The sequence below is a fragment of the Pseudomonas sp. 300 genome (genome assembly GCF_055803035.1).
The window spans coordinates 4004120-4030103 of the sequence record NZ_JAVLRV010000002.1 but is presented as its reverse complement, the minus strand read 5'-3'; the positions used below and the strand labels follow the sequence as shown (position 1 = coordinate 4030103).

Sequence of the window (25984 nt, the reverse complement as noted above, 5' to 3'; positions counted from 1 at the left end):
TTCGGCGTACACCGGGCCGAGACGATCAAGACGCCCGCTCCACGCAGTCAGCGCCAGCGCCACCAGCACCACCAGACCACCGATCCACGCGGTGTGGATCAGGCCCATGTGAGCGACGATCAAACCACCGCCCCACGCCCCACCGGCAATGCCCAGGTTGAACGCGGCGATGTTCAGGCCGGAAGCCACGTCCACTGCATTTGGCGTGTGATGTTCGGCCTGACGCACCACATACACCTGCAAGCCCGGCACGTTGCCGAACGCGACCGCGCCCCAGACCAGCACGGTGGCCAGCGCCAGCCATGGGTTGACGGCGGTGAAGGTCAGCACGAACAGCACGGCGGCGAGCAGTGCGAAGATGATTTTCAGGGCGCTGATCGGGCCGCGTTTGTCGGCCAGTTTGCCGCCCCAGATGTTACCGACGGCCACCGAGATGCCGTACACCAGCAACACCAGGCTGACGGTGCCAGCGCTGAAACCAGAGATGTCTTGAAGAATCGGCGCGAGGAACGTGAAGGCGATGAACGAACCGCCGTAACCGACCGCCGTCATGGCATACACCAGCAGCAGGCGTGGTTGCTTGAGGACCTGCAACTGTTCCAGCAGCGAAGCCGGTTTGCTGTGGGTGATGTTTTTCGGCACGTAGAGCAGGCTGCCGATGAACGCAATCACACCCAGTGCCGAGACGGCGAGAAAGGTTTCACGCCAGCCGAAATGCTGGCCGATGAACGTCCCCAACGGCACACCGGTGACCAGCGCCACAGTCAGGCCGGTGAACATGATCGCAATCGCGCTGGCGGCTTTTTCCTTCGGCACCAGGCTGGTGGCGATGGTCGAACCGATCGAGAAAAACACCCCGTGGGCCAGGCCAGTGACGATCCGCGCAATGATCAGCGATTCGTAGCTCGGCGCTTTCCAGGCCAGCAGGTTGCCGAGGGTGAACAGCACCATCAGCGACAACAGCAGCAGTTTGCGCGGGACTTTGCCGGTGAGGGCGGTCAGCACCGGGGCGCCGATGGCCACGCCCAGGGCGTAAAGGCTGACCAGCAGGCCGGCGGACGGCAGGCTGACGCCGAGGTCGGCGCCGATAGTGGGTAACAGGCCAACGATGACGAACTCGGTCGTCCCGATGGCAAAGGCGCTGAGGGTCAGCGCGAGCAAGGCAATGGGCATGGCTGCAACTCCGGTGGGTTGATTGATGGAGCGCAGTGTCCGGGTTTGGGTTGTGAGGAAAAATAGAGGGGTGGGCATTTGATATTTGCGTGCAGGTCAAATATCAACAGAGCACCACGGTTAAATGTGGGAGCGAGCCTGCTCGAGATAGCGGTGGTTCAGCCCCATCAATGCTGGATGTGCCGCCGCTATCGCGAGCAGGCACTCTCCCTCAGGGAGAATGGCTGGAACGTTATCTCGGGGCCAAACCGAACTTGCCGGGCATTTGCCAATCAGTTCCTTACAGACCCTTTTCAAGGAGCTCCCCGTTTTGCTCAAGTTCAAGACCGCGATATTACTCGGGGCGTTGCTGTTTCTAGGCAGCAACGAACTGGAAGCAGCCACGCTGCCGGGACTTCCCGCCGCAGCCGAGGAACCGGCAAAACCTGAACCGCTGGTCCAGGGCGGTTTACTGGGAGCAATCAGTTCCAGCATCGACGACGTTCAGGACAAGCTCGATCTCAACGAAAACCTGGTCGACGCCTGGCGCCTGCGGGCGGATCGGGCGGCGGATGAAGTCGACAAACTGGTGAATCAGCCTTCGTCTCGATCGCCGATGAGCGTGGTCGGCGATTTCCTGTTGTTGTCCGGCGTCTGGCTCGGTGTGTTCGCGTTGCTCACAGTGCTCGGCGCCCTGCTGGACAAGCGCTTGAGTGCCGGGCGTTTTTTTCGAAAACGGCAACGCAGCCAGGACCTGCTCGGCTACCTGCTGCCATACACAATTCCCGCGTTGATCTGCCTGCCGCTGACGTTATACGTCAGCCATTTTCTGCCGAACTCGGTGGGCCGGGCGTTGGCCCTGTGTTTTGCCTACGCCACCAGCAGCGGCATTTTCTCCACCTCGATGTTCTTGTGCGTGATCGTCATGTTCAACACTGGGCACAAGCGGCGGGCGGTGCAGATCATCCGTGATTACTGCCCCAAGCCGCTGTTCCTGATCGGCTTTCTCGCGGCGCTCAGCGATGCCTTGACCAGCCCGCAGATCGCCCGGCAACTGGGCGGCAACATCACCAGCAGCATCGCGGTGTTTACCGGTCTGTTTGCCTCGATCATCTTCGGATTGTTGGTGATTCGCCTGCGGCGTCCGGTGGCGCATCTGATCCGCAACCGGGCGCTGGCGCAGCGCTTGAAACAGCCTTCATTGCAGGAATCCCTGCGAATTTTTTCCGGGCTCTGGTACTGGCCGATTCTGCTGATGGTAATGGTCTCGGCGATCAACCTGATCGGGGTCGGCGAGGACAATCAGAAAGCCCTGCGCTGCGCGTTGTTCACCACCATTCTGCTGATCGCCACGGTGTTCCTCAGCACGATTTTTCAGCACCTGTTCAAATCCGGAAAAGCCCAAGCGATCCAGCGCAGCAGTGCCTACAAAGAACGCTTTCTCAGCTTGCTGCATGCGCTGCTGAGGATTGTCATGGCCGTGGCGTTCATCGAAATTCTCGGGCGGATCTGGGGCGTGTCGCTGTTCGAGTTCGCCGAGCGCAACTCGGTGGGCCGGGCGATCAGTGAGTCGCTGAGCAGCATGGGCCTGATCTTCCTGGTGACCTGGTTGCTGTGGGTGGTGCTCGATACAGCGATTCAGGAAGCATTGAAACCGCCGATCAATAAACGCACGACGCAGCCCAGTACGCGGGTCAAAACCATCCTGCCGCTGCTGCGCAACGCGATCAAAATCATCCTCGTGGTGATCTGCGCCATTACCACCATGGCCAACCTGGGGATCAATGTTGCGCCTTTGTTGGCCGGCGCCGGGGTGGTCGGACTGGCCATTGGTTTCGGTTCGCAGCAACTGGTGCAGGACGTGATCACAGGCCTGTTCATCATCATTGAAGACACGCTGTCGATCGGCGACTGGGTGGTGCTCGATTCCGGGCATGCCGGCACCGTCGAAGGCCTGACCATCCGCACCTTGCGCCTGCGCGACGGCAAGGGCTTTGTGCACTCGGTGCCGTTTGGGCAGATCAAGGCTGTGACCAACCAGTCGCGACAATTCGCCTATGCGTTTTTCTCGGTGCAGTTCACCTATGACACCGATGTCGACAAGGCCATCGAGCTGATCCGCGAGGCGGGGGATTCGATCCGCGACGACGCGTTTCTCAAGTACAACCTGCAAGGGCCGCTCGACGTGTTTGGCGTCGACAAAATGGACCTCAACGGCGTGGTGCTGACGGCGCAGTTTCGTACGGTGTCAGGTGGGCAATATGCGGTGAGCCGGGCCTTTAACCAGCGCTTGAAGAAGCTTGTGGATAACAGCCCGTGGGTGCATTTCGCGCAGACTTATCCACAGCAGGTTTTGATGCCCCGGCAGGTTGCTACTGCGCAGGGAGACGATGACCTTGTGCCGGAGAATTCGCCGGTGTTGCTGCCGGATCAGCCGCGCACCCAATGATCTTTGTGGGTGCTGATGGCCCCATCGCGGGCAAGCCCGCTCCCACAGAGATTAGCTGTGTTGCACAGATTGTGATCCCCCCCCCGAGAACACTGTGGGAGCGGGCTTGCTCGCAATGGGGCCGGCCCGGACAGCATCAATGCCGGATCAGTTTGTTGTGTAACTCGGCAGTCGATGGCTGATCCAGCTCCAACCAGAAAACCTGCTTCCCGGCGATCTCGGCTGCCACTGGAAGACCATCGCGGTACACCAGCCGATTACTCGCCAACGCCGGCACTTTTGCACCGGGTAACAGCGTGCCCGTCAGGTTCAGCGGATCAACCCCGCACACCGCGATCAAACTCCCGTCATGCGCCCGCCGCCGCACTTCGCGCAGCAATGGAATCGCCTCGGGCAAGGCGAACTGCTCACCGGCCAGACCGCTGACAAACCGCCCGCCGCGAATTTCGCCGCGAGCCTCCAGCCGATGGAACGTACGCAGCAATTCCCGCCAGCTCGGCAACCAATCGGCTTCGCGTTCCAGCAGGCGCCAGAACACCACGCCGTAGCGGCGCAGCAAGGTCATGGCGATGTGTTCCAAGGTGTCGCTCGGCGTTGGATGTTTGTTGTCGACAGTCGGCGCTGGCGGCCCGCGTCTTAGTAAGGCCCAGCGCCCGGCATCGTCCATGCCGCCGATAAAGGCGCCACGCCCGCGCCGGCTGCTGCGATTCTGCCGTTTACTGGCCGGGGTGATCAGCGCCCGCAAACCGGCAAAGCTGTCGGCATTCACCAGCCCGGCGCCGACCAGTTCCTGCAAGGCGATTTCCAGCTCCGAGCGCAGCAAATGAGCCTCGTGAATCAGCTCATCAAAAAACAGCGCACCGTGCTGACGGAGGGCTTCGTAGACCTTTTGCGTTTTCGGCGACAGCTCGCTGACGGGTGTCTGCTCGGTCAGACTGCTCCACAACCCGACCTGACTGCGCGGCAGCAACACAATGGGCGTGCTGCGCAACGCGGTGCCGGCGCTTTTGCTGCGTGCAGTCAGGCGCGTCCAGACCAGTTTGCCGCTGCGGCACAGGTCATCCAGCCAGCTCGCCGAATAGCCTTTGATTCGTACCGGCAGAATGTCGCTGTCCCAGGCGGATGCAGCGGCGGGGTAGCCTTCGAATTGACCGACAATCGCAGGCAATACGGCGCTGCCCTGGCCCTGGGTCGCCGTAGAAAGATGCTGCCAGTCGAACAGAAAACGCATGAAATCCTGCAACGCCACGGGTTCGATTTCCCGCCGCAGACGCTTGACCGTGTAGCGATGAATCCGCGCCAGCAGATGCCGTTCGCACCACTCTTCCTGATCGGCGCCGGGCGTGAAGTGGCCGCGCAGCACATAACCCTCGCGCTCCAGATGCGCGAGTGCGTGGGTGATGTGAGTCGGGGTTAATCCTAACGGTTCGGCAATCGCGCTCAGCGGCAACGGACCAAAAGCGCTGAGCCGCGCGCGGACGACTTCCAGCACCGCTTCGTCCAACTCCCAGGCTTCATCGAACCCCGGCAGCGCCTCCAGCGGTGGGAATAATTTCGCCTGTGGATAAATCGCCCGCAGGCACGTCAGCCGTTCAAGTGCCAGCCACAGTGATCGTTCGGTATCGACTTGCAAACGACTGGCGCGACCGCTCTCGGCAAGGGCCTTCAACCAATCAATCCACTGCGGATTGGCCTGCGCCTCGGCATCGGTGATGCACGCGAGGCTCATTAACGTTTCGTGCATTTCATCGACATTGCTCGGCGTTGGCCACGCCTCATCGCGCACCGCTTGAATCGCCTCGGCGTCCAGCGCGCCGAGGTCGTTGGTGGATTGCGGGTCGGTCCAGCGCCGATTGAGCACGGCTTGGGTGCGGCGTTCTTCCAGCGGCGCATCGTCGAGAAAGGTGTAAGGCCGGGCGCTGAGAATTTCCGCGGCCAGCGGCGAGGGCGCCGGCAGGTCGCGGCTGATCAGGCGAACGTCGCCGCTTTCCATGCGCCGCAATAACGTGAGCCAGCCTTCGCAGTCCATCGCTTCGTGCAGGCAATCGTCGAGGGTCTGTTCCACCAGTGGATGTTCGGGAATCTCGCGTTCGCCGGCGAGATTTTCCACGCAGGCGATCTGGTCGGGAAACACACTGGCGATCAGGTCTTCGCTTTTCATCCGTTGGATCTGCGGCGCAACTTTGCGTCCGCCGCTATAACGCGGCAGCGCCAGCGCAACCCCGGCATTCCAGCGCCAGCGCACGCCGAACAGCGGCGCGTCGAGCACCGCTTGAATCAGCAGGTGCTCGGCGCTGTTGCTGTGCAGGTAGCGCCAGACATCATCGAGCTCAAAGCTGTGGCTGGTGGACAGCGACAGCACGATCGCGTCTTCGCTGGCGGCGGCCTGCAACTCGAAATTGAAGGTGCGGCAGAATCGCTTGCGCAAGGCCAGGCCCCACGCGCGGTTGATGCGGCTGCCGAAGGGCGTGTGGATGATCAGTTGGGTGCCGCCGGACTCGTCGAAAAAGCGCTCCATCAGCAGCGTGTCCTGCGAGGGCAGGGCGCCCAAAGTCAGGCGCGCGCGGGCGAGGTAATCCACCAGTTGTTCGGCGCTGTCGAGGTTCAGGCCGAGGGTGTCGGTCAGCCAGTCGAGGGCGGGTTGCAAGTTGCCGGGTGTAGCACCGAGCAGGGCGTCGAGTTGTGCTTGCAGGCGCGCCACGGCGAAGGACAACTCAGCGCTGCGCCCCGGCGCTTCACCGAGCCAGAACGGAATGGTCGGTGGCTGCCCGTGAGCATCCTCGACCCGGACCTTGCCGGTCTCGACCCGCAGGATTCGGTACGAGGTATTGCCCAGCTGAAAGATATCGCCGGCGATGCTTTCCACGGCGAAGTCTTCGTTGACGCTGCCGATGTTCAGCCCTTGCGGTTCCAACAGCACGCTGTAGTCGGCGTTGTCTGGAATGGTGCCGCCGCTGGTCACCGCGGTCAGTTTGCTGCCTCGGCGACCACGCAACGTACGCGTCACGGCGTCGCGGTGCAGGTAGGCGCTGCGAATGCCCTGGCGACCGTTGTAGCCTTCGGTGAGCATCTGCAACAACGCCTGATAATGTGTTTCGTCGAGTCCGGCGTAGGGCGAGGCTTTGCGGAACATCTCCAGCAGCGCCTGCTCCGGCCACTCCTGGCAACTGACCTCGGCGATGATCTGCTGGGCCATTACGTCCAGCGGCGCTTGAGGAATCTGCAGGGTGTCGAGTTCGCCCCGACGCACGCAGTCGAGCAGGGCGGTGCATTCGATCAAATCGTCGCGGGTGGTGGCGAACAACCTTCCCTTGGGTGTGCCGCCGACCTGGTGGCCGGAGCGGCCAACCCGTTGCAGAAACCCGGCAATTGAACGTGGCGAGGCGATCTGGCAGACCAGGTCGACATCGCCGATGTCGATCCCCAGTTCCAGCGACGCCGTGGCAATCAGCACTTGCAGGTCGCCGCGCTTGAGCCGCTGTTCGGCGTCGAGGCGAAACTCCTTGGCCAGGCTGCCGTGGTGGGCGGCGACGGCTTCCTTGCCGAGACGCTCGCTCAAATGCCGGCTCAAACGTTCGGCCAGGCGTCGGGTGTTGACGAAAATCAGCGTGGTGCGGTGTTCGCGGGCGAGAGCGGCGAGACGGTCGTAGACCAATTCCCAGACATCGTTGGCCATGACTGCGGACAACGGCACCGGCGGTACTTCGATGCCCAAGTCCCGAGGGCGGGCGTGGCCGATGTCGATGATCTCGCATTCGCGATCACGTCCCACCAAAAAGCGCGAGACGGCTTCGATCGGTTTTTGCGTGGCGGACAGGCCGATGCGTATCAACGGCACTGTGCACAGCGCCTGCAACCGTTCCAGGCTCAGCGCCAAGTGGCTGCCGCGTTTGCTGGCGGCGATGGCGTGGATTTCATCGACGATCACCGTGCGCGTGGTGCCGAGCATTTGCCGGCCGGAGTCGGAGCCGAGCAGCACGTAAAGGGACTCCGGGGTGGTCACCAGAATGTGCGGCGCGGTTTTACGCATCGCCGAGCGCTCTTTTTGCGGCGTGTCGCCGGTGCGCACGGCGGTGTTGATCTGCAACTCGGGCAGGCCCATCGCGCGCAGCTGTTCGGTGATGCCGGCCAGCGGATTTTGCAGGTTGATCTGGATGTCGTTGGACAAGGCCTTGAGCGGCGAGACGTAGACCACCCGTGTTTCGTCGGGAAGTCCGTCTGCGGTTTCCAGGCCTCGGTGAACCAGATCATCGATGACGGCGAGAAACGCGGTGAGGGTTTTGCCGGAGCCGGTGGGCGCTGCGATCAGGGTCGAACGGTGCTGGCGGATCAGCGGCCACGCCCGGGCCTGGGCGGCAGTGACCGTCGGGAAGGTGCTGCTGAACCAGGCGCTGACGGCGGGGTGGAAGCCTGCCAGGGCCGCGTCCGTGGGAATGGGCAGATTCATGGAGTGATTTATGCGGGCGGGGGGATGAAGATGCAAGTACCGCTCGGGAGCTGTGTCGATCCTTCTGTCCTCTTCGCGAGCAGGCTCGCTCCCACAAGGGATCTGCGGCGTACGCAAATTAATTGTGGGGGCGGGACCGGCTTGCCGGCGATGGGGCCAGTCGCAGCAGCACAAATCCTGCAGATCTACACTTTACGGATGACGGTTGCGCACTAAACCCGCAAAATGCAACGATTCCGGCAACTATCGACGACATCGCCCGCGAGCGGTGTCGATAAAAGCCATTGTTCCAATCAGACTGGGCCTGCTGACTCTATGCGAATGCGCCTTATGTTACTGGGCGGCGGAAATGCCCTTGGGCAGGCGCTGATTCGCCTCGGTGCGGAGGAAGACATCGGTTTCCTCGCCCCCCGCCCACCGCAAGACGGCTGGGACGCCGCGAGCCTGACGCAACTGCTCGACGACACGCGCCCCGACGCGCTGATCAATCTCGCCTACTACTTCGACTGGTTCCAGGCGGAGACGGTCAGCGAAACGCGTCTGGCCGGGCAAGAGCGTGCGATCGAGCGTCTGGCCGAATTGTGCCAGCATCACAACATTGTTCTGCTGCAACCCTCGAGCTATCGCGTGTTTGACGGCTCACGGGCGACCGCCTACAGCGAAAAAGACGAGCCGGTGCCGCTGGGCCTGCGTGGTCAGGCCTTGTGGCGGATCGAGCAAAGTGTGCGCGCGACTTGCCCTCAGCATGTGCTGCTGCGGTTCGGCTGGCTGCTCGATGACAGCCCCGACGGCACTCTCGGGCGATTCCTGTCCCGCGCCGAACAACCTGACGAGCTGCTGATGGCCGATGACCGCCGGGGCAACCCGACGCCGGTCGACGACGCGGCACGGGTGATCATCTCGGTGCTCAAGCAACTCGATTGCGCGGCGCCGCTGTGGGGCACCTACCATTACGCAGGGCACGAGGCGACCACGCCGCTGGCGCTGGGGCAGGCGATTCTCACCGAAGCCCGCGCGCTGCATCCGCTGGCCATCGAAGCGCCGACCGCCCAGGCTCACGCCGCGCGCCCGGACGCTGCCGAAGAGCCGCAACACGCGGTGCTGGCCTGCAAGAAAATCCTTCATACCTTCGGGATCAAGCCCCGCGCCTGGCGTGCGGCACTCCCAGGCTTACTGGACAGGTTCTATCGCCATGGCTGACGGCCCCGTTTTAATCACCGGCGGCGCCGGTTTCATCGGCTCGCACCTGACCGACGGCTTGCTCGCCAAAGGCCATTCGGTGCGGATTCTCGATGACCTGTCCACCGGCAAACGCAGCAACCTGGCGCTGGATAATCCTCGCGTCGAGCTGATAGTCGGCGACGTCGCCGATGCGGCCCTGGTCGCTCGCGCAATGGCCGGTTGCAGTGCGGTCGCGCATCTGGCGGCCGTGGCGTCGGTGCAGGCCTCGGTGGACGATCCGGTGAAGACCCACCAGAGCAACTTCATCGGCTCGCTGAATGTCTGCGAAGCCATGCGCCAGAGCGGCGTCAAACGCGTGCTGTTTGCCTCCAGCGCAGCGGTCTACGGCAACAATGGCGAAGGCCAGTCGATCGACGAAGACACGCCCAAGTCACCGTTGACGCCGTATGCGTCGGACAAGTTGGCCAGCGAACACTACTTCGATTTCTACCGCCGCCAGCATGGGTTGGAACCGGTGATTTTCCGCTTCTTCAACATCTTCGGCCCGCGCCAGGACCCGTCCTCGCCGTACTCCGGGGTGATCAGCATTTTCAGCGAGCGCGCGCAAAACGGCCTGCCGATTACCGTATTCGGCGACGGCGAGCAGACGCGGGACTTCGTGTATGTCGAGGACCTGGTCGACGTGCTGGTGCAAGCCATCGAAAAGCCGCAGGTTGAAATCGGTGCGGTCAACGTCGGCTGGAACCGGGCGACCACGCTCAAGCAAATGCTGGAAGCGTTGAAAGTGGTGGTCGGTGACCTGCCAGCCGTGAGCTACGGCCCGGCGCGTTCTGGTGATATCCGCCATTCGCGGGCGAACAATCAGCGACTGCTGGAGCGGTTTACCTGCCCCGAACAGACACCGATGGCTGTCGGCCTGGCGCGGTTGCTCGGTCGCTGAGTTTTTCGCCCTCATGAAAAAGGCGCCTGTGAAGGCGCCTTTTTTTGCAGCTCGTTCCCACCACGTGAACGATTTAGAACTTGTAACCCAAGCCCACCATGTAGATGAACGGGTCGACATCCACATCGACCTTCGCACGGGTGCCTGGTTTCACTGCGTCGTTTTCCACGGTCGCAGTGGTATCGATGTCGATGTAACGCACCTGGGCGTTGAGCAAAATGTTGTCGGTGATCATGTAGTCAGCACCGACCTGAAAGGCCATACCCCAGGAGTTATCCGCCTTGAAGTTGCTGAAGCCGGCGGCGTTGGCTTCGCTGCCGACGTGCTCGTCGTAGATCCAGGTGTAGTTGATACCGGCGCCAACGTACGGCTGGAATGCAGACTCGCCGTTCAGTGGGTAGTAGACAATGCTCAAGGTCGGCGGCAGGTGTTTCAGGCTGCCGAGTTTGCCGTTGGCCGGGCCGAGGATGGTGCCTTTGATTTTCACGTCATGTTCGAATGGCGTGGCCGCGAGCAGCTCGATGCCCCAGTGGCTGTCGAGCATGTAAGCGAAGTTCAGACCCAGTTGCGTGTCGCTGCTCATGGTCGCCTTGCCATGCAGATCGGTGCCGGCTAACGGACCTTGATCGACTTTGACGCTGGAGCTGTCGGCTTTCGGGTTGACGGTGATTGCACCGGCACGAAGGAGGATGTCGCCGGCTTCGTGGGCGTGGGCGAGTGGGGCTGCGAGCGCGAGGGCAAACAGCGAAGCGCTGAGCAAGGACTTGTGCATGGAGGCTCCAGAGGACGTTGAAAATGTTCGATGTCCAATGGTACGGAGCCGTCTGGTACGGACTTTTGATTCAGCTCAATGAAACAGTCATGGGGTTGGTTTTTGTGGAACTTTTGATGGCCCCATCGCGGGCAACACAGAACCACCGGATTCACTCCGGCAATTCATACACATAAATCTTGTCCGCTTCCATCTGATACCCCGCATCCGCCAACTCGCTGGTCGACGCCTTGACCTGCAACGCCCCCTCGATCCAGTAAGGCTGATACAGCTCGTCCAGCTTCACGCCGACTTCGCTTTTCACATGCACGATCTGGTTCGACGGCGGTGGCGGTACGTGGATGCAGGCGCCGAAATACGGCACCAGCAGAAACTCCGTGGTACGACCTTCTTCGCTCACTTCCAGCGGCACGATGTAACCCGGCAGGCGGATGTTCTGACCGTCGAGGCTCTTCACCACAGGCGCATTGGGCATGTCCTGTCTGGCGGCTGGCGCCGACTCGGCGGACAACGTGCTGCTCATCTGCGACATATCGTGCAGCGGCGTCATGTTTGGTACTTCCGGCGCGGCGTCCGGCGGGATCATTTCCGACCAGGTCAGCTCTTTCGGTTCGGCCGCCCACAGCGGCAGGGCGACCAGCATCAACAGCGCAAGCAGAGCGCGGGGCATCATTAACGTCCTCATAGTCGGATCGACAGGCCATCGGCCAGGGATTGGCGATACGCGCGCCACGCCGGCACGCTGCCCATCAGCAACGCGGCGATCAGGATGCCACCGAGCAGCGTCCATTCATATTCACTTGGCCACGCCAGCGGCAGATACAAACCGTAATTGGCTTGCACGTAACCCTGAGCCGCCGCGATGCACACGTAAAGCAGCGCCACGCCGGCGATCACGCCGGACAGCGCCAGAGCAAACGCCTCCAGCACCAGCAACGTCGCGATGTGCCACGGACGAGCACCCACCGAACGCAGGATCGCCATCTCGCGCCGACGTTCATTCAGGCTGGTGAGAATCGCCGTGAGCATGCCGATCAACCCGGTCAGCACCACGAACAGCGAGACCACGAACAAGGCTTTTTCTGCGGTGCTCATCAAACTCCACAGCTCTTGCAGCGCCACGCCCGGCAGGATCGCCAGCATCGGTTCGCCACGGAATTCGTTGATTTCACGCTGCAGCGCAAAGGTCGAAATCTTGCTGTTGAGGCCGAGCATGAACGCGGTAATCGCTTGCGGCGTCAGGTCCATGTTGCGCGCCTGATCGGCACTGATCCGACCGTTGCCGCGCGCGGGAACGCCGTTGTGCCAGTCGACGTGAATGGCTTCCATGCCGCCGAGGCTGATGTGCAATGTACGGTCGACCGGGGTGCCGGTGCGTTTGAGAATGCCGACCACGGTGAACGGTTTGTCGTCGTGTTTGACCAGGCTGATCACCGCCACGCCGTGGGCCAGCACCAGTTTGTCGCCGAGTTTGTAGTGCAGCGCATCGGCCACTTCGGCGCCGAGCACCACTTCGAACGGGTCGGTGGCAAAGGCCCGACCGTCGGCCACTTCCAGGTGTTGCTGATGGCCGTACTGGTAGTGCTCGAAGTACGCCTCGGTGGTGCCCATCACCCGGTAACCGCGATGGGAATCGCCGAGCGACATTGGGATCGCCCACTTCACTTTCGGGTTGTTGGCGAAGTGTTCGAAGCTGTCCCAACGAATGTTGTTGGTGGCGTTGCCGATGCGGAACACCGAGTACAGCAGCAGGTTCACCGAACCGGAGCGGGCGCCGACGATCAGGTCGGTGCCGCTGATGGTGCTGGCAAAACTGGCCTTGGCTTCGGTGCGAACCCGCTCCACGGCCAGCAGCAGGCAGACCGACAGGGCGATGGCGAACGCGGTGAGGATCGCGGTGAAGCGGCGGTTAGCCAGGCTGGCCATGGCTAGACGAAACAGATACATCTCAAACCTCGGACAGGGTGGCGGCGCGATTAAGATCGGCCAGTGACAAGTGGCGATCGAACAGCGGCGCGAGGCTTTGGTCGTGACTGACGAACAACAGACTCGACCCGGCTTCGCGGCATTCGGCGAACAGCAGGCGAATGAAATTTTCGCGGGCGTCGTAATCCAGGGCCGAGGTCGGCTCGTCGGCGATCACCAGTTCCGGCTGACCGATCAGCGCGCGGGCGGCGGCGACGCGTTGTTGTTGGCCGATGGACAGCGAATCGGCGCGGCGGCTGAGGAGGCTTTCATCCTTCAAACCCAAATGAGCGAGCAGGGTGGCGGCGGCTTGATCAACGCTGCCATGGCGCTGGATGGCCCGTTCGGCGCGCAGTCGGGAGAAGTGGCAGGGCAGCTCGACGTTCTCGCGCACTGAGAGAAACGGCAGCAGGTTGAACTGCTGGAAAATGTAGCCGGTGTGATCGACGCGGAAGCGATCACGCGCACCGGCGCCGAGTTCGGTCAGTTCCTGGCCGAGCAGGCGAATGCTGCCGCGATCCGGCTTCTGCACACCACCGAGCAGGCCGAGCAGGGTGGTCTTGCCGCTGCCGCTGGGGCCTTTGAGGAAGAGCGTTTCACCCGGTTCCAGGCGGAAGGCCGGGATGTCCAGTAAGGTCGAGTGACCGGGCCAACTGAAGCCCAGGTCGGACAGTTCGATGAGTGCTTGGGTCATGGCGCCGGTTTCATGGGTTCGTCTCAATTTCACATTCAATACAACCTCCTGTGGGAGCGAGCTTGCTCGCGATAGCGGTGTGTCAGCCAACAAAGATGTTGAATGTCAGGACCTCATCGCGAGCAAGCTCGCTCCCACAGGGTTCTTCGAGTGGATTCAAAATTTCAGGGCAGCCGCCTTGGCCGTCACTTCTACCCCTTGCTGCCCGCTCGGGCTGATCAGTTGTACCTGAATTTTCTGGGTCGCCGGGAACGTGTTGAAAAGGTTTGCCAGATCCAGGGTTTTCAGTGCGCCCGGCGTCGCGCAGGTGAACTGGTAGTGAGCGTGGATTTCGCTGTGGTCGTGGTGATGCTCGTCTTTGGCATCGTCGTCATGATCATCATCGGCATCCGGCTTGTCACCGAACAGCGGGCTTTCCAGTTCCTGAGTCGCGACCACACAACCCGCTGCTTTCGGCAGGTTGAACAGGGTCAGCGGCTTTTCAAGTTGCGCACGGGCGGCGGCGACTTTGGCTTTGTCGGCGTCGGTGGTGGCGGCGTGTTCGAAACCCACCAGGTTCATCGCCGGGCTTTCCAGCTCAAGTTCGAGGGTCTGACCGTCCAGCGCTGCGTTCAGGCGTCCGACACCATGTTCATGGGCGCCAAGGCTGCCGTGTTCATGGTCGTGATCATGTTCATCAGCGGCGTGAGCGAGGGCCAGCGGCAACAGGGCAAACGGCAAAGCGAGCAGCAGACGACGCATGGCGGGTCTCCGAAGGTAAATGAATAAATTGTTATGTAATCTTATAACGTAAGTGCGGAGAGTTTGACCGTCCGCTTGGCGTTGCACAAGTCCCATGGGAGCATGTGGGTCAGAAATGTGCAGGAGCAGACTTATGTTGCGAATACGCGGAAGCATCGGCGACTGGCCGGTGGATTTGACCCTGGAGATGGACGACGGTGACTGGGCGAAGCTCGGCGCGCAGTTGCAGGTGATCAAGCCTGAAGCCAGCGTGGCGCCGTCGAAACCGGTCAATCAGGACGATGCGCAGTGGCAGATCGCAAAGGATTTGCTGCGCAAGGCCGGACAATTGAGCGGGCCTGATTTGCTTGAGCAACTGGAAGGACTGACGGGCAGCCCATCGTCGGGCAAACGCCTGTTGGTGCGGTTGCGCCATAGCGCGCAGGTGAAAGTGTCGAGCGGCGGGGATACGCCGCTCTATAGCTGGATCAACCCGGCTTAGTACAGCGCAGCAAACAACTTGCGACGGTACGTGGTCACCAACGGATGATCATTGCCCAGCAATTCGAACACTTGCAGCAAGGTCTTGTGCGGCAAGCCTTCGCTGTAGCTGCGGTTGCGGATGAACAGCTTGAGCAATGCATCCAGCGCCGCGTCGTACTGCTGACGGGCCAGTTGCTGGATCGCCAGTTGATACACCGCCTCATCGTCCTGCGGGTTCTTCGCCAGACGCGCCTTCAGGTCCGCGGCATCCGGCAGGTCCTTGGCCTGGCCGAGAAACTGGATCTGCGCTTTTGCGCCGGCCAACGCCGCCTTGTGTTCATCGCTTTTGACCGCGTCGAGCACGGTTTGCGCTTCACCCAGCTCGCCCCGTTCAGTCAGGCAACGGGCATACAGAATCAGCGCTTTGGCGTTGGTGTTGTCTTCGCCCAGCAGCACTTTGAGAATCGCTTCTGCGTCGGCGAAACGACTTTCGTCAAACAGCGCCTGAGCCTGCTCGAAAGGGTCGGCCGCCGCCGGTGGCGGCATTTGTACGTGAGGCTCCAGCATGGCGCGGACGGCGGATTCCGGTTGCGCACCGGCAAAACCGTCCACTGGCTGGCCATCCTTGAACAACACCACGGTCGGCAGGCTGCGAATGCCGAAGCGGGCAACGATGTCCTGTTCGAGGTCGCAGTTGACCTTGGCCAGCAGCAATTCGCCCTGATAGCTCTCGGCAATGGTCTGCAGCATCGGCATCAGCACTTTGCAGGGCGCACACCATTCGGCCCAGAAATCCACCAGCACCGGTTTGTGGAAAGAGTTCTCGATTACCGACTGGTCGAAATCGGCAGTCGTGGCGTCGAAGATGTACGGCGTTTCCTGACTCATGGGGGATCTCGTAAAAGCGTGAATGGGGCAACTATACGACTTGGTGGGGTGTGGCCGGAAGCGGGGTGGTCTTTGAGAAGTGTGTCGTCTGACAGGACGCTTTCGCGGGCAAGCCCGCTCCCACAGTGGTTTTGTGTGGAACACGGATTTAGCGCCAGGCCCGAATCCCTTGTGGGAGCGGGCTTGCCCGCGATGCTTTTAGCCGCGCCGCGCGTGGTACAGGCTCACATGCCGAAACTCTTCAGGCTCGGCCAGGTCCGGCAAGGTCATCGCTTCGAGCATTTCGATGCGTTGATACAACGGATGACGAAAATCCCGCACCCGTGAATCCGCCACCAGCGCCTCCTGGCCACGGCTCAAAAACTCGTCGAGCAGCGGCAGGTTCGCCCGGTCATACAACACGTCGGCGACCAGGATCAGATCAAACCGGTCCGCCTCGGCGAAAAAGTCCGTCGAGTAGCTCAGTTCCACTTCATTGAGTTCGGCATTCGCCCGACACGCGGCAATCGCCAGCGGGTCCAGGTCACAGGCCACCACCTCCAGCGCCCCGGCTTTCACGGCGGCAATCCCCGCGACTCCGGAACCGGCACCAAAATCCAGTACGCGCTTGCCTTTGACCCACTCGGGGAATTTGGCGAGATAGCGGGCCATCGACAACCCGCTGGCCCAGCAAAAACTCCAGTACGGCGGTTCATGCAGAATCCGCCGGGTTTCTTCCGGGCTGAAGGCGCGGTCCATGTTGTCGCCGTCGATCAGCCAGAGTTTCAGGGCGGTATCGGGCAATGCGACCGGGACAAGCTGTGCATCACCGAGCAACTCGCCCAAGGCCTGTTGCAGGTCGAACGGTGCAATCATGGCGCTTTGACGAATTGCAGCTGACCCAAGGCCTGGGTCGTTGCCTGTGTGATGACTTGCGACGGCAGGTGCAAAATCAGCTGGCCGGACTGGCTGGCGCGGCCCCGCAGTTCCACGCGGACACCGGCCGGAAACGATTCCGGGTTGAAACGCAGGTGAAACGGCAGCGCTTGATTGGTGCCGATCAGGCTGGAACTGGCGAGCAGTTGTTGCGGGCGGTCCTTGTCGTCGATTACCAGCAGGGCCAGCTCGACTTCCGCACCGGCCGGTACGCCTTGCAGGGTGCCGCTCAGTTCCCGTTGATACGCGGGGAGCGGGCCGAGGTTGGCGGACTCTTTGGCTTTCTTCTGCGCCGCCTGTGGGGCTGGCCCTGGCGTCGGCGGCTGGGGCTTGGGTGCATCGCTGCTGCAGGCCACCAACAGGCTGAAAAGGCTGAGCAATACGAGCGGTCTGAGGGACATTTGCGGCTCCAGCAAGGTGAAATCCATGGATCGTTCTCTATAGCCAGTCTGTATACCGCAAACCCTATGGCTTGTCTTGCCACCGGGATGCGCTACCATGGCCCTCCCTTTTTTTGTTGCCTGCCACCATGCACTGTCCCTTCTGCGGTGCCAACGACACCAAGGTCATCGACTCGCGTCTGGTCGCCGAGGGCGAACAGGTGCGCCGCCGGCGCGAATGCCTGGCCTGCGGCGAACGTTTCACGACGTTCGAAACCGCTGAACTGGTGTTGCCGCGCCTGATCAAAACCGACGGCAGCCGCCAGCCGTTCGACGAAGAAAAACTCCGCGCCGGCATGCAACGTGCGCTGGAGAAGCGCCCGGTGAGTGTCGAACGCCTCGAATCGTCGCTGGTGCACATCAAACACAAACTGCGAGCCACCGGCGAGCGCGAGGTCAAGTCCCTCGTGGTCGGTGAACTGGTGATGGCCGAGCTGCAAAAGCTCGACGAAGTCGCCTACATTCGTTTCGCCTCCGTGTATCGGCGCTTCCAGGACCTCAACGAGTTCCGCGAAGAGATCGATCGCCTGGCCCGTGAGCCGGTGAAAGAATGACCACTGCCACAGAGCTTGCCATCCTCGACGCCCATTACATGGCCCGCGCCCTGGAACTGGCGCGCAAAGGCTATTACACGACCCACCCCAACCCGCGGGTTGGCTGCGTGATCGTGAAGGACGGGCAAATTGTCGGCGAAGGCTGGCACGAGCGCACCGGCGAACCCCACGCCGAAGTCCACGCCCTGCGCGCTGCGGGCGACAAAGCCCGAGGCGCCACCGCTTACGTGACCCTCGAGCCGTGCAGCCACCACGGCCACACGCCGCCCTGTGCCGATGCACTGGTGAACGCGGGCGTCGCTCGCGTGGTTGCGGCGATGCAGGACCCGAACCCGTCGGTGGCCGGTCGCGGCATGCAGCGTCTGGCTCAGGCCGGCATCGCGATCGAAAGCGGTGTGCTGGAAGGCGAGGCGCGCAAGCTCAATCAAGGCTTCCTCAAGCGCATGGAGCATGGCTTGCCGTTCGTGCGGGTCAAGTTGGCCATGAGCCTCGACGGTCGCACGGCGATGGACAGCGGCGAAAGCCAATGGATCACCGGCCCGGCCGCACGCTCGGCGGTACAGCGCCTGCGCGCCCAGGCCAGCGTGGTCCTGACCGGCGCCGACACGGTGCTGGCCGACAACGCTCGTTTGACCGTTCGCGCCGACGAATTAGGTCTGGACGCCGAGCAAACCGCGTTGGCCATGAGCCGTCCGCCGCTGCGTGTGCTGATTGACGGCCGCCTGCGCGTGCCGCTCGATGCGCCGTTCTTCAAGGCCGGCCCGGCGCTGGTCGCGACCTGCATGGCGATCGAAGAGCAATACGCCAACGGTCCGGAATGCCTGATCGTGGCCGGCGACGATGGTTTGGTCGACCTGCGCAAGTTGCTGGTCGAACTGGCCAATCGTGGCGTCAATGAAGTGCTGGTCGAGGCCGGGCCGCGTCTGGCGGGGGCATTTGCCCAGCAAGGTCTGGTGGATGAATTCCAGATCTTTATCGCTGGCAAGTTTCTCGGCTCTTCGGCCCGGCCGTTGCTGGACTGGCCGCTGGCGCAGATGAAAGACGCGCCCGAGCTGAAAATCACTGAAATCCGTGCGGTTGGCGATGACTGGCGAGTCATTGCCATTCCTGCGCCAGCGGCGAGCGTATAATTCCGGCCTGCGCCACGCGACGGCCCTGTTCTCGAGGAGGACTCCATGTTTACCGGCATCATCGAATCCATCGGCAGTATTCGTGCATTGACCCCAAAAGGCGGAGATGTGCGGGTACACGTAGAAACCGGCAAGCTCGATCTGAGCGACGTCAAACTGGGCGATAGCATCGCGGTCAACGGCGTGTGCCTGACGGCCGTTGAATTGCCGGGCAATGGCTTTGCGGCTGACGTCAGTCGCGAAACCCTCGACTGCACCGCCATGAACGACCTGAAAAGCGGCAGCCCGGTCAACCTGGAAAAAGCCCTGACCCCGACCACTCGCCTCGGCGGGCATCTGGTCAGCGGTCACGTCGATGGCGTGGGCGAAGTGGTTGCCCGCACCGAGAACGCACGCGCCGTGGAATTCCGCATCCGTGCACCGAAGGAACTCGCGAAGTACATCGCCCATAAAGGCTCGATCACCGTCGACGGCACCAGCCTGACCGTGAACGCGGTCGATGGCGCCGAGTTCCTGCTGACGATCATTCCGCACACCCTGAGCGAAACCATCATGGCGTCGTACCAGCCAGGTCGCCGGGTGAACCTTGAAGTCGACTTGCTTGCCCGTTATCTGGAGCGCCTGCTTCTAGGCGACAAGGCCGCAGAGCCTGCTTCTGGAAACATCACTGAAAGCTTTCTGGCCGCCAACGGCTACCTCAAATCCTGACTCAAGGGGGTGCCTTGTGGCGCTCAATAGCATCGAAGAACTGGTTGAAGACATCCGCCAAGGCAAGATGGTCATCCTCATGGATGACGAAGACCGCGAGAACGAAGGCGACCTGATCATGGCCGCCGAGTGCTGCCAGCCTGAGCACATCAACTTCATGGCCAAGCATGCCCGTGGCCTGATCTGCATGCCGATGAGCCGCGAGCGCTGCGAACTGCTGAAGCTGCCGCTGATGGCGCCGCGCAACGGTTCCGGTTTCGGCACCAAGTTCACCGTATCGATCGAAGCGGCGACTGGTGTGACCACCGGCATCTCCGCCGCCGACCGCGCGCGCACCGTGCAGGCCGCCGCCGCGAAAGACGCCAAGGCTGAAGACATCGTCAGCCCTGGCCACATCTTCCCGCTGATGGCCCAGGCCGGCGGCACCCTGGCCCGCGCCGGCCACACTGAAGCTGCCTGCGACCTCGCGCGCATGGCCGGTTTCGAGCCGAGCGGCGTGATCTGCGAAGTGATGAACGACGACGGCACCATGTCCCGTCGCGCCGAACTGGAAACCTTCGCCGCCGAGCACAACATCAAGATCGGCACCATCGCCGACCTGATTCACTACCGGATGATCCACGAACGTACCGTTCAGCGGATTGCCGAACAGCCGCTGGACAGCGAACTGGGCCAATTCAACCTGGTGACCTATCGTGATTCCGTGGAAGGCGACGTGCACATGGCCCTGACCCTGGGCAACGTCTGCGCCGAAGAGCCGACCCTGGTTCGCGTGCACAACATGGACCCGCTGCGCGACCTGTTGATGGTCAAGCAGCCGGGCCGCTGGAGCCTGCGTGCCGCCATGGCTGCGGTTGCCGAGGCGGGCAGCGGCGTGGTGCTGTTGCTCGGTCACCCGCTCGATGGCGACGTATTGCTGGCACACATCCGTGAAACCGCGGAGCACGCACCGGCGAAAAAACCGACCACCTACAGCATCGTCGGTGCCGGTTCGCAGATTCTTCGGGACCTGGGCGTGCGCAAAATGCGCCTGATGTCTGCACCCATGAAATTTAATGCGATATCCGGTTTCGATCTGGAAGTTGTAGAATACGTGCCCTCCGAATAATGACCGGTTGTTACCGGCCCTGTATTCGCGGTTCAAATATCACTGAGGGACGCGTAGAAGACGCGTCCCGGCTCTTTAAGAGAACTAACGAATGACCCTGAAGACCATCGAAGGTACCTTCATCGCCCCTAAAGGCCGCTACGCTTTGGTAGTAGGCCGTTTCAACAGCTTCGTCGTTGAAAGCCTGGTCAGCGGTGCAGTTGATGCCCTGGTTCGCCATGGCGTGAGCGAAAGCGACATCACCATCATCCGCGCGCCTGGCGCCTTCGAAATCCCGCTGGTTGCGCAGAAAGTCGCTCAGAAGGGCGAGTACGCGGCAATCATCGCCCTGGGCGCGGTCATTCGTGGCGGTACGCCGCACTTCGAATACGTGGCGGGCGAATGCACCAAGGGCCTGGCCCAGGTGTCCATGGAATTCGGCGTACCGGTCGCTTTCGGCGTCCTGACCGTTGACTCCATCGAGCAAGCCATCGAACGTTCCGGCACCAAGGCCGGTAACAAAGGTGCCGAAGCTGCCCTGTCCGCCCTGGAAATGGTCAGCCTGCTGGCGCAGTTGGAGGCCAAGTGATTAGCGACGAAAGCGATCGTTTCAACCCGCGCGATCCAAAGCCTGCGGATGCCGGCAAGCCATCGAAAAGCGTCAAGCGTCGCGAAGCCCGTCAGCTCGCGACCCAGGCGCTGTACCAATGGCACATGGCCAAGCAGTCGCTGAACGAGATCGAAGCGCAGTTCCGGGTCGATAACGATTTCAGCGATGTCGATGGCGCCTACTTCCGTGAAATCCTCCACGGGGTTCCCGCGCAGATGGACAAGATCGACGCGGCTCTCAAGCCGTGCCTGGACCTGACCATCGAAGAGCTGGACCCGGTTGAACTGGCAGTATTGCGCCTGTCCACCTGGGAACTGCTCGAGCGCGTCGACGTGCCGTACCGCGTTGTGATCAACGAAGGTATCGAGCTGGCGAAAGTCTTCGGTTCCACCGACGGCCACAAATTCGTCAACGGTGTACTCGACAAGCTGGCCCCGCGTCTGCGTGAAGCTGAAGTGAAGGCGTTCAAGCGCTAACCCGCGCTTGAAACTGCGATGGGTGAGTTTGAGCTGATTCGCAATTTCTTCGCCGCCGCGCCCTGTGCGCAAGGCGGCGAAGGCGTTGCCCTCGGGATCGGCGATGACTGCGCCTTGCTGGCTGTTCCTCCCGGGGAGCAGTTGGCGATTTCCACCGACACGCTCGTGGCCGGTGTGCATTTCGCAGACCCTTGCGACCCGTTTCTGCTCGGTCAGCGTTCGCTGGCCGTGGCCGTCAGCGATCTGGCTGCCATGGGCGCCACCCCCGTTGCCTTTACCCTTGCCCTGACCTTGCCTTCGGCGACCGCCGACTGGCTGCAAGCGTATGCCCGTGGATTGACCCTCATGGCGCAGCGCTGCGGTGTGGCACTGGTGGGCGGCGATACCACCCGTGGGCCGTTGAGCCTGACCATGACGGTGTTCGGGCGTGTGCCGGGCGGTTTGGCGCTGACCCGCAGTGGCGCGCAGCCAGGCGAGTTGCTTTGTGTCGGCGGTGAACTGGGCAACGCCGCCGGTGCCTTGCCGCTGGTGCTCGGTCAGCGAACTGCCGACGCCGCCATCGCCGATCCGCTGTTGGCGCATTACTGGTCGCCGCAACCGCAACTCGCATTGGGCCAGGCATTGCGCGGCAAGGCGACTTCGGCGCTGGACATCTCCGACGGCCTGCTCGCCGACTGCGGGCACATCGCGCTCGCGTCGAAGGTCGGCCTTCAGGTTGAACGGGACCGATTGCCGCTGTCGAAGGCTTTAGTGGCCTTCCTCGGTCAACCGGGTGCCGAACACGCCGCCCTGAGCGGCGGAGACGACTACGTCCTGGCCTTCACCTTACCGTCCGTCGAGTTGCCACAACTGATGGCAGATGGCTGGCCGATCCATGTGGTCGGGCGTGTGGTGGCGGGACAGGGCGTCGTGCTGTTGGATGCTGCCGGACAAGACATCACCCCGCAAACCCGGGGCTATCAACATTTTCGGGAGACACCGTGACAGATCATCCCAAACAGGTTCCGGCGGAATTTGTACCGCCGTCGGTCTGGCGCAATCCATGGCATTTCCTGGCGTTCGGCTTCGGTTCGGGCACCTTGCCAAAGGCACCGGGCACCTGGGGTTCCTTGGTTGCGCTACCCTTTATTCCGTTGTGGCAGATGCTGCCCGACTGGGGTTACTGGCTGATGCTGGGCATCACCATGCTGTTCGGCTTCTGGCTGTGCGGCAAAGTGGCCGACGATTTGCGCGTGCACGACCACGAAGGCATCGTCTGGGACGAAATGGTCGGGATGTGGATCACTCTCTGGCTGGTGCCGGAAGGCTGGTACTGGTTGCTCGCGGGTTTTCTGGTGTTCCGCTTCTTCGACATTCTCAAGCCGTGGCCGATTCACTGGATCGACCGGCACGTGCACGGCGGCGTCGGGATCATGCTCGACGACGTATTGGCCGGGGTGTTCGCGTGGTTGGCGATGCAGGGGCTGGTATGGATTTTCGCCTGATGAGTGGCGGAGCAGGAGACTAGGATGGCTCGACGCTGGTTGGTTGTGACGGGTTTCGCCCTGTTTGCTTCGCTCGCCCTGGCGGGGGAGGCAGTGACCACGCCATCGGTGATCCATCTGGCCAGCGAAGACTGGGAAGACTACACCGCCGCCGATGGCCACGGCCTGGGTTGGGATGTATTGCGCGAAGTATTCGAGCCGGCAGGCGTCAAACTGGACATCCGCGCCGAACCCTACATTCGCGCCATCGGCCTGGCCCAGCGGGGCGAAGTGGACGCCTGTGTGGGCGGCTATCGCGACGAAATCAGCGACCTGCTGTATCCGCGCTGGAATTACGACACCGATCACATCTATGCCCTGGGGCTGGCCAGTAACCCGGCGCCGACCCCGGAAACCCTGGGCAATTATCGACTGGCCTGGGTCCGCGGCTACGATTTCCAGAATTACCTGCCCAACGTCAGCCGCTATAACGAAGTTGTTCGGCGCACCGGCATTCTGTCGATGCTGACCCATAACCGCGCCGACTACTACATTGATGCGCTGACCGAAATTGATTATGTGGTCCGCCGGGCCAAGGATCCGTCCCAGTTCCGGCGCACGCACATCGCGGAATTGCCGCTGTACCTGTGCTTTGCCAATACGCCCACGGCGCGAAAATTGATGGCGCTGTTCGACCAGCGAATGGAGGTGCTGGTCAAGAACGGCCGGTTGAAACCGATTTTCGAACGCTGGAAGCAGCCGTATCCGTTTGATTCGAACTGAACAAAGATCCTGCGTGCGTGATGATTCCTGTGGGAGCGAGCTTGCTCGCGATAGCGGACGCTCATTCACCATTGATGTCGACTGACACATCGCTATCGCGAGCAAGCTCGCTCCCACAGGGGCTGGAACAGGGCGGGGATCAAACTTTTAGATCGTTATGCTCCATAATTCAGCCTAAGCGTCTGTAGGAACCTGCTGTTACAATGCCGCGTCTGCGAATCTCCAGTACTTATTGATCAGGAGCACACCGGTGCCTGTCGTTTTTGTCGCCGCTTCCAAGCTGCCAACGCCTTTTGCGCAATTCACCATGCACGGCTTTCTCGATGAAGAAAACGGGCGCGAACACGTTGTGCTGAGCCTCGGTGAGTTCGGCGACGGTGCCCCGGTACTCGGCCGCTTGCACTCCGAATGCCTGACTGGCGATGCCTTGTTCAGCCAGCGCTGCGACTGCGGCTCACAACTTGAGGCCGCCTTGCAGGCCATCGCCCGTGAAGGCCGTGGCGTGTTGCTGTACCTGCGTCAGGAAGGCCGCGGCATTGGCTTGCTGAACAAGATCCGCGCCTATGAATTGCAGGACGGCGGCGCCGACACCGTTGAAGCCAACGAGCGTCTGGGCTTCGCCGCGGACCAGCGCGACTACGCCATGTGCCTGCCGATGCTCGAACACCTGGGCGTGAAATCCCTGCGCTTGATGACCAACAACCCGCGCAAGGTCAAAGCCCTGACCGACATGGGCATCGTTGTCGCCGAGCGCGTGCCGTTGCACACCGGCCACAATCCGCACAACAAACTCTACCTGGCCACCAAGGCCAGCAAGCTCGACCACATGATGGGCAACGAGCATCAGGGTGAGGTTGACCGGGCGTGACCCGCGGTCAAGTTCGGCGGCGACTGTCCGTCAGTTGGTGGCAATACCTGGCGCTGGCCTTGTTGCCACTGTTTGTGATCAACGGCGTTTTCGGCCAGGGCGAGGCGATCCTGCCGGTGCTGGCGATGCCGATGTTCATCGCCGGTGTGGCCTCGATGTTTGTCAGCCTGAAGTTTTTCGGTGGCTATAAACACGCACTGATCGCCACCCAGAAAGCCTTCGATACCCCTGAAGAGCCCGCCGCCTGGATTGTCTTGGCTGCCAAGCGCCGTACTGCGTTTCTCGCCGCTGGTTTGCCCGCCTGGATCGGTGCGTTGGCCGTCTTCGTGGGGCTTGAAGCCGTACCGTTGGTGCTCCTGGCGCTGTCGACCACGGTGCTGTTCTACCTCTACCGTATCCCCCGTCAACTCGGCTGATGCGCCGCATCGGGCTGGCGGTTTTGCTGCTGCTCGTCAACGCTTCGGCTGTTGCGGTCGAGCGCGTCGTCAGCCTCGCGCCGTCGGTCTCTGAAATCGTCGTTGAGCTGGGTTCAGCTGATCTTCTGGTCGGTGTTCTGGATGCCGGCGATCGTCCTGCTGAACTCAAGGACCTTCCATCCGTTGGCCGCTACGGTCAGTTGGATATGGAGCGGCTGCTCAGCCTGAAACCCGATTTGCTGCTGCTCTGGCCCGGCAGCGTCGGCCCGGCCCAGCGTGAACAACTCAAGCGCCTGAACATCCCCACCTACGTCGCCGATCCGCACAACCTTGAACAACTGACCGCGCAAATCGAAGCGATTGCCGCGCAGCTCGGCCGGCCCGAGCGTGGCGTGTCACTGGCCAGCGATCTGCGTCAGCGCCTCGATGCACTGCGCCAGCGCTATCGACGGGACGAACCGTTGCGGGTGTTTTACCAAGTCTGGGATCGTCCGCTGTACACCGTCGGCGGCGGGCAGATCATCAGCGATGCTCTGGACGTGTGCGGCGCGCGCAATGTGTTTGCCGACCTGGCATTGCCGGCGCCGCAAGTCAGCGTGGAGGCGGTGTTGCAGCGCAATCCCGAGGTGATTCTGGCCAGCGATCAGGCGCAGCTGGAGGCTTGGAAGGCCTGGCCGCAAGTGACGGCGGTGGCGCAGGGCCGATTGCGGTTGGTGACGGATAAAGGGCTGGAGCGGCCGAGTGGGCAGATGATTGAGGCGACGGCCAAGTTGTGCCAAGTCATCGCGCCCGACCGCTGAGACCGAGGTGCATACATCGCGGGCAAGCCCGCTCCCACAGGG

At 62.0% G+C, this 25984-nt stretch carries 26 protein-coding genes; 16 read left to right on the top strand and 10 right to left on the bottom strand.

Annotation, left to right across the window (positions count from 1 at the left end; all coding sequences use genetic code 11):
• Positions 1 to 1173 (bottom strand): MFS transporter (locus tag Q7W83_RS25055; protein ID WP_473657526.1); only part of this gene is annotated, 1173 nt, incomplete at its 3' end.
• Between the two features lie 310 nt (positions 1174 to 1483).
• Between Q7W83_RS25055 and Q7W83_RS25050 the strand changes: the two genes are divergently transcribed.
• Entirely contained in the window at positions 1484 to 3601 is a 2118-nt protein-coding gene (locus Q7W83_RS25050) for a mechanosensitive ion channel family protein (protein WP_150638485.1), read from the top strand.
• Positions 3602 to 3737: 136 nt separating this feature from the next.
• Here the strand turns inward: Q7W83_RS25050 and Q7W83_RS25045 are convergent, their stop codons facing one another.
• The gene (locus Q7W83_RS25045; RefSeq protein ID WP_473657523.1) at positions 3738 to 8048 is read right to left on the bottom strand and encodes a DEAD/DEAH box helicase; all 4311 of its coding nucleotides are present in this window, start codon (positions 8046 to 8048) and stop codon (positions 3738 to 3740) included.
• A 315-nt stretch (positions 8049 to 8363) separates the two neighbouring features.
• Between Q7W83_RS25045 and Q7W83_RS25040 the strand changes: the two genes are divergently transcribed.
• Both Q7W83_RS25040 and Q7W83_RS25035 read left to right on the top strand, forming a co-directional pair.
• Entirely contained in the window at positions 8364 to 9248 is an 885-nt protein-coding gene (locus tag Q7W83_RS25040; RefSeq protein WP_150630324.1) for a sugar nucleotide-binding protein, read from the top strand.
• Entirely contained in the window at positions 9241 to 10170 is a 930-nt protein-coding gene (locus tag Q7W83_RS25035; protein ID WP_473657521.1) for an NAD-dependent epimerase/dehydratase family protein, read from the top strand. Before Q7W83_RS25040 ends, Q7W83_RS25035 begins: the two co-directional genes overlap by 8 nt.
• Before the next feature lie 73 nt (positions 10171 to 10243).
• Here Q7W83_RS25035 and Q7W83_RS25030 read toward each other — a convergent pair whose 3' ends face one another.
• The 5 genes from Q7W83_RS25030 to Q7W83_RS25010 form a co-directional block, all read right to left on the bottom strand.
• Positions 10244 to 10942: an OmpW/AlkL family protein gene (locus Q7W83_RS25030; RefSeq protein WP_150630326.1), complete on the bottom strand. Its 699-nt coding sequence runs from the start codon at positions 10940 to 10942 to the stop codon at positions 10244 to 10246.
• A 151-nt stretch (positions 10943 to 11093) separates the two neighbouring features.
• A complete protein-coding gene (locus Q7W83_RS25025; RefSeq protein ID WP_150630327.1) occupies positions 11094 to 11612 on the bottom strand; it encodes a DUF3299 domain-containing protein in 519 nt (172 codons plus the stop codon).
• 11 nt (positions 11613 to 11623) lie between these two features.
• Positions 11624 to 12889 carry an ABC transporter permease gene (locus Q7W83_RS25020; RefSeq protein ID WP_150638479.1) on the bottom strand — a complete coding sequence of 422 codons (1266 nt, stop codon included), beginning with the start codon at positions 12887 to 12889 and terminating at the stop codon, positions 11624 to 11626.
• 1 nt (position 12890) lies between these two features.
• A complete protein-coding gene (locus tag Q7W83_RS25015) occupies positions 12891 to 13601 on the bottom strand; it encodes an ABC transporter ATP-binding protein (protein WP_150630329.1) in 711 nt (236 codons plus the stop codon).
• A gap of 156 nt (positions 13602 to 13757) precedes the next feature.
• A complete protein-coding gene (locus Q7W83_RS25010) occupies positions 13758 to 14342 on the bottom strand; it encodes a DUF2796 domain-containing protein (RefSeq protein ID WP_150630330.1) in 585 nt (194 codons plus the stop codon).
• A gap of 133 nt (positions 14343 to 14475) precedes the next feature.
• Between Q7W83_RS25010 and Q7W83_RS25005 the strand changes: the two genes are divergently transcribed.
• The gene (locus Q7W83_RS25005; protein WP_150638472.1) at positions 14476 to 14823 is read left to right on the top strand and encodes a hypothetical protein; all 348 of its coding nucleotides are present in this window, start codon (positions 14476 to 14478) and stop codon (positions 14821 to 14823) included.
• On the opposite strand, the gene trxA is transcribed toward Q7W83_RS25005, so the two are convergent.
• The 3 genes from trxA to Q7W83_RS24990 all read right to left on the bottom strand — a co-directional run bounded on the left by trxA (position 14820) and on the right by Q7W83_RS24990 (position 17008).
• Positions 14820 to 15692: a thioredoxin gene (gene trxA, locus Q7W83_RS25000; RefSeq protein WP_084319670.1), complete on the bottom strand. Its 873-nt coding sequence runs from the start codon at positions 15690 to 15692 to the stop codon at positions 14820 to 14822. The two genes, Q7W83_RS25005 and trxA, sit on opposite strands and share 4 nt — an antisense overlap.
• Before the next feature lie 198 nt (positions 15693 to 15890).
• A complete protein-coding gene (locus Q7W83_RS24995) occupies positions 15891 to 16547 on the bottom strand; it encodes a class I SAM-dependent methyltransferase (RefSeq protein ID WP_150630333.1) in 657 nt (218 codons plus the stop codon).
• The gene (locus tag Q7W83_RS24990) at positions 16544 to 17008 is read right to left on the bottom strand and encodes a YbaY family lipoprotein (RefSeq protein WP_150630334.1); all 465 of its coding nucleotides are present in this window, start codon (positions 17006 to 17008) and stop codon (positions 16544 to 16546) included. Before Q7W83_RS24990 ends, Q7W83_RS24995 begins: the two co-directional genes overlap by 4 nt.
• 128 nt (positions 17009 to 17136) lie before the next feature.
• Here Q7W83_RS24990 and nrdR point away from each other — a divergent pair, with 128 nt between their 5' ends.
• The 12 genes from nrdR to Q7W83_RS24930 all read left to right on the top strand — a co-directional run bounded on the left by nrdR (position 17137) and on the right by Q7W83_RS24930 (position 25942).
• On the top strand, positions 17137 to 17601 hold the full coding sequence (gene nrdR, locus Q7W83_RS24985; RefSeq protein ID WP_003228656.1) for a transcriptional regulator NrdR: 465 nt from the start codon (positions 17137 to 17139) through the stop codon (positions 17599 to 17601).
• Positions 17598 to 18731, top strand: a complete 1134-nt coding sequence (gene ribD, locus Q7W83_RS24980) for a bifunctional diaminohydroxyphosphoribosylaminopyrimidine deaminase/5-amino-6-(5-phosphoribosylamino)uracil reductase RibD (protein ID WP_150630335.1) — start codon at positions 17598 to 17600, stop codon at positions 18729 to 18731. Before nrdR ends, ribD begins: the two co-directional genes overlap by 4 nt.
• A gap of 45 nt (positions 18732 to 18776) precedes the next feature.
• A complete protein-coding gene (locus tag Q7W83_RS24975) occupies positions 18777 to 19439 on the top strand; it encodes a riboflavin synthase (RefSeq protein ID WP_150654505.1) in 663 nt (220 codons plus the stop codon).
• Positions 19440 to 19455: 16 nt separating this feature from the next.
• The gene (ribBA, locus tag Q7W83_RS24970; protein WP_150638467.1) at positions 19456 to 20547 is read left to right on the top strand and encodes a bifunctional 3,4-dihydroxy-2-butanone-4-phosphate synthase/GTP cyclohydrolase II; all 1092 of its coding nucleotides are present in this window, start codon (positions 19456 to 19458) and stop codon (positions 20545 to 20547) included.
• A 91-nt stretch (positions 20548 to 20638) separates the two neighbouring features.
• Positions 20639 to 21115 carry a 6,7-dimethyl-8-ribityllumazine synthase gene (gene ribH, locus Q7W83_RS24965; RefSeq protein WP_003185938.1) on the top strand — a complete coding sequence of 159 codons (477 nt, stop codon included), beginning with the start codon at positions 20639 to 20641 and terminating at the stop codon, positions 21113 to 21115.
• Complete coding sequence (gene nusB / locus Q7W83_RS24960) at positions 21112 to 21612, top strand: transcription antitermination factor NusB (protein WP_150630337.1); 501 nt, start codon at positions 21112 to 21114, stop codon at positions 21610 to 21612. Before ribH ends, nusB begins: the two co-directional genes overlap by 4 nt.
• An 18-nt stretch (positions 21613 to 21630) precedes the next feature.
• Entirely contained in the window at positions 21631 to 22596 is a 966-nt protein-coding gene (thiL, locus tag Q7W83_RS24955; RefSeq protein ID WP_150638465.1) for a thiamine-phosphate kinase, read from the top strand.
• Complete coding sequence (locus Q7W83_RS24950) at positions 22593 to 23096, top strand: phosphatidylglycerophosphatase A family protein (protein WP_008033735.1); 504 nt, start codon at positions 22593 to 22595, stop codon at positions 23094 to 23096. Before thiL ends, Q7W83_RS24950 begins: the two co-directional genes overlap by 4 nt.
• Positions 23097 to 23120: 24 nt before the next feature.
• Entirely contained in the window at positions 23121 to 23858 is a 738-nt protein-coding gene (locus Q7W83_RS24945; RefSeq protein WP_150630339.1) for a substrate-binding periplasmic protein, read from the top strand.
• A gap of 250 nt (positions 23859 to 24108) precedes the next feature.
• Positions 24109 to 24726 (top strand): GTP cyclohydrolase II, encoded by a 618-nt coding sequence (gene ribA, locus Q7W83_RS24940; RefSeq protein ID WP_150630340.1) that lies wholly within the window; start codon positions 24109 to 24111, stop codon positions 24724 to 24726.
• Positions 24723 to 25142: an MFS transporter gene (locus Q7W83_RS24935; RefSeq protein WP_150630341.1), complete on the top strand. Its 420-nt coding sequence runs from the start codon at positions 24723 to 24725 to the stop codon at positions 25140 to 25142. The genes ribA and Q7W83_RS24935 overlap by 4 nt, the downstream gene beginning before the upstream one ends.
• Complete coding sequence (locus Q7W83_RS24930; RefSeq protein WP_473657505.1) at positions 25142 to 25942, top strand: cobalamin-binding protein; 801 nt, start codon at positions 25142 to 25144, stop codon at positions 25940 to 25942. The genes Q7W83_RS24935 and Q7W83_RS24930 overlap by 1 nt, the downstream gene beginning before the upstream one ends.
• Positions 25943 to 25984: the final 42 nt, after the last annotated feature.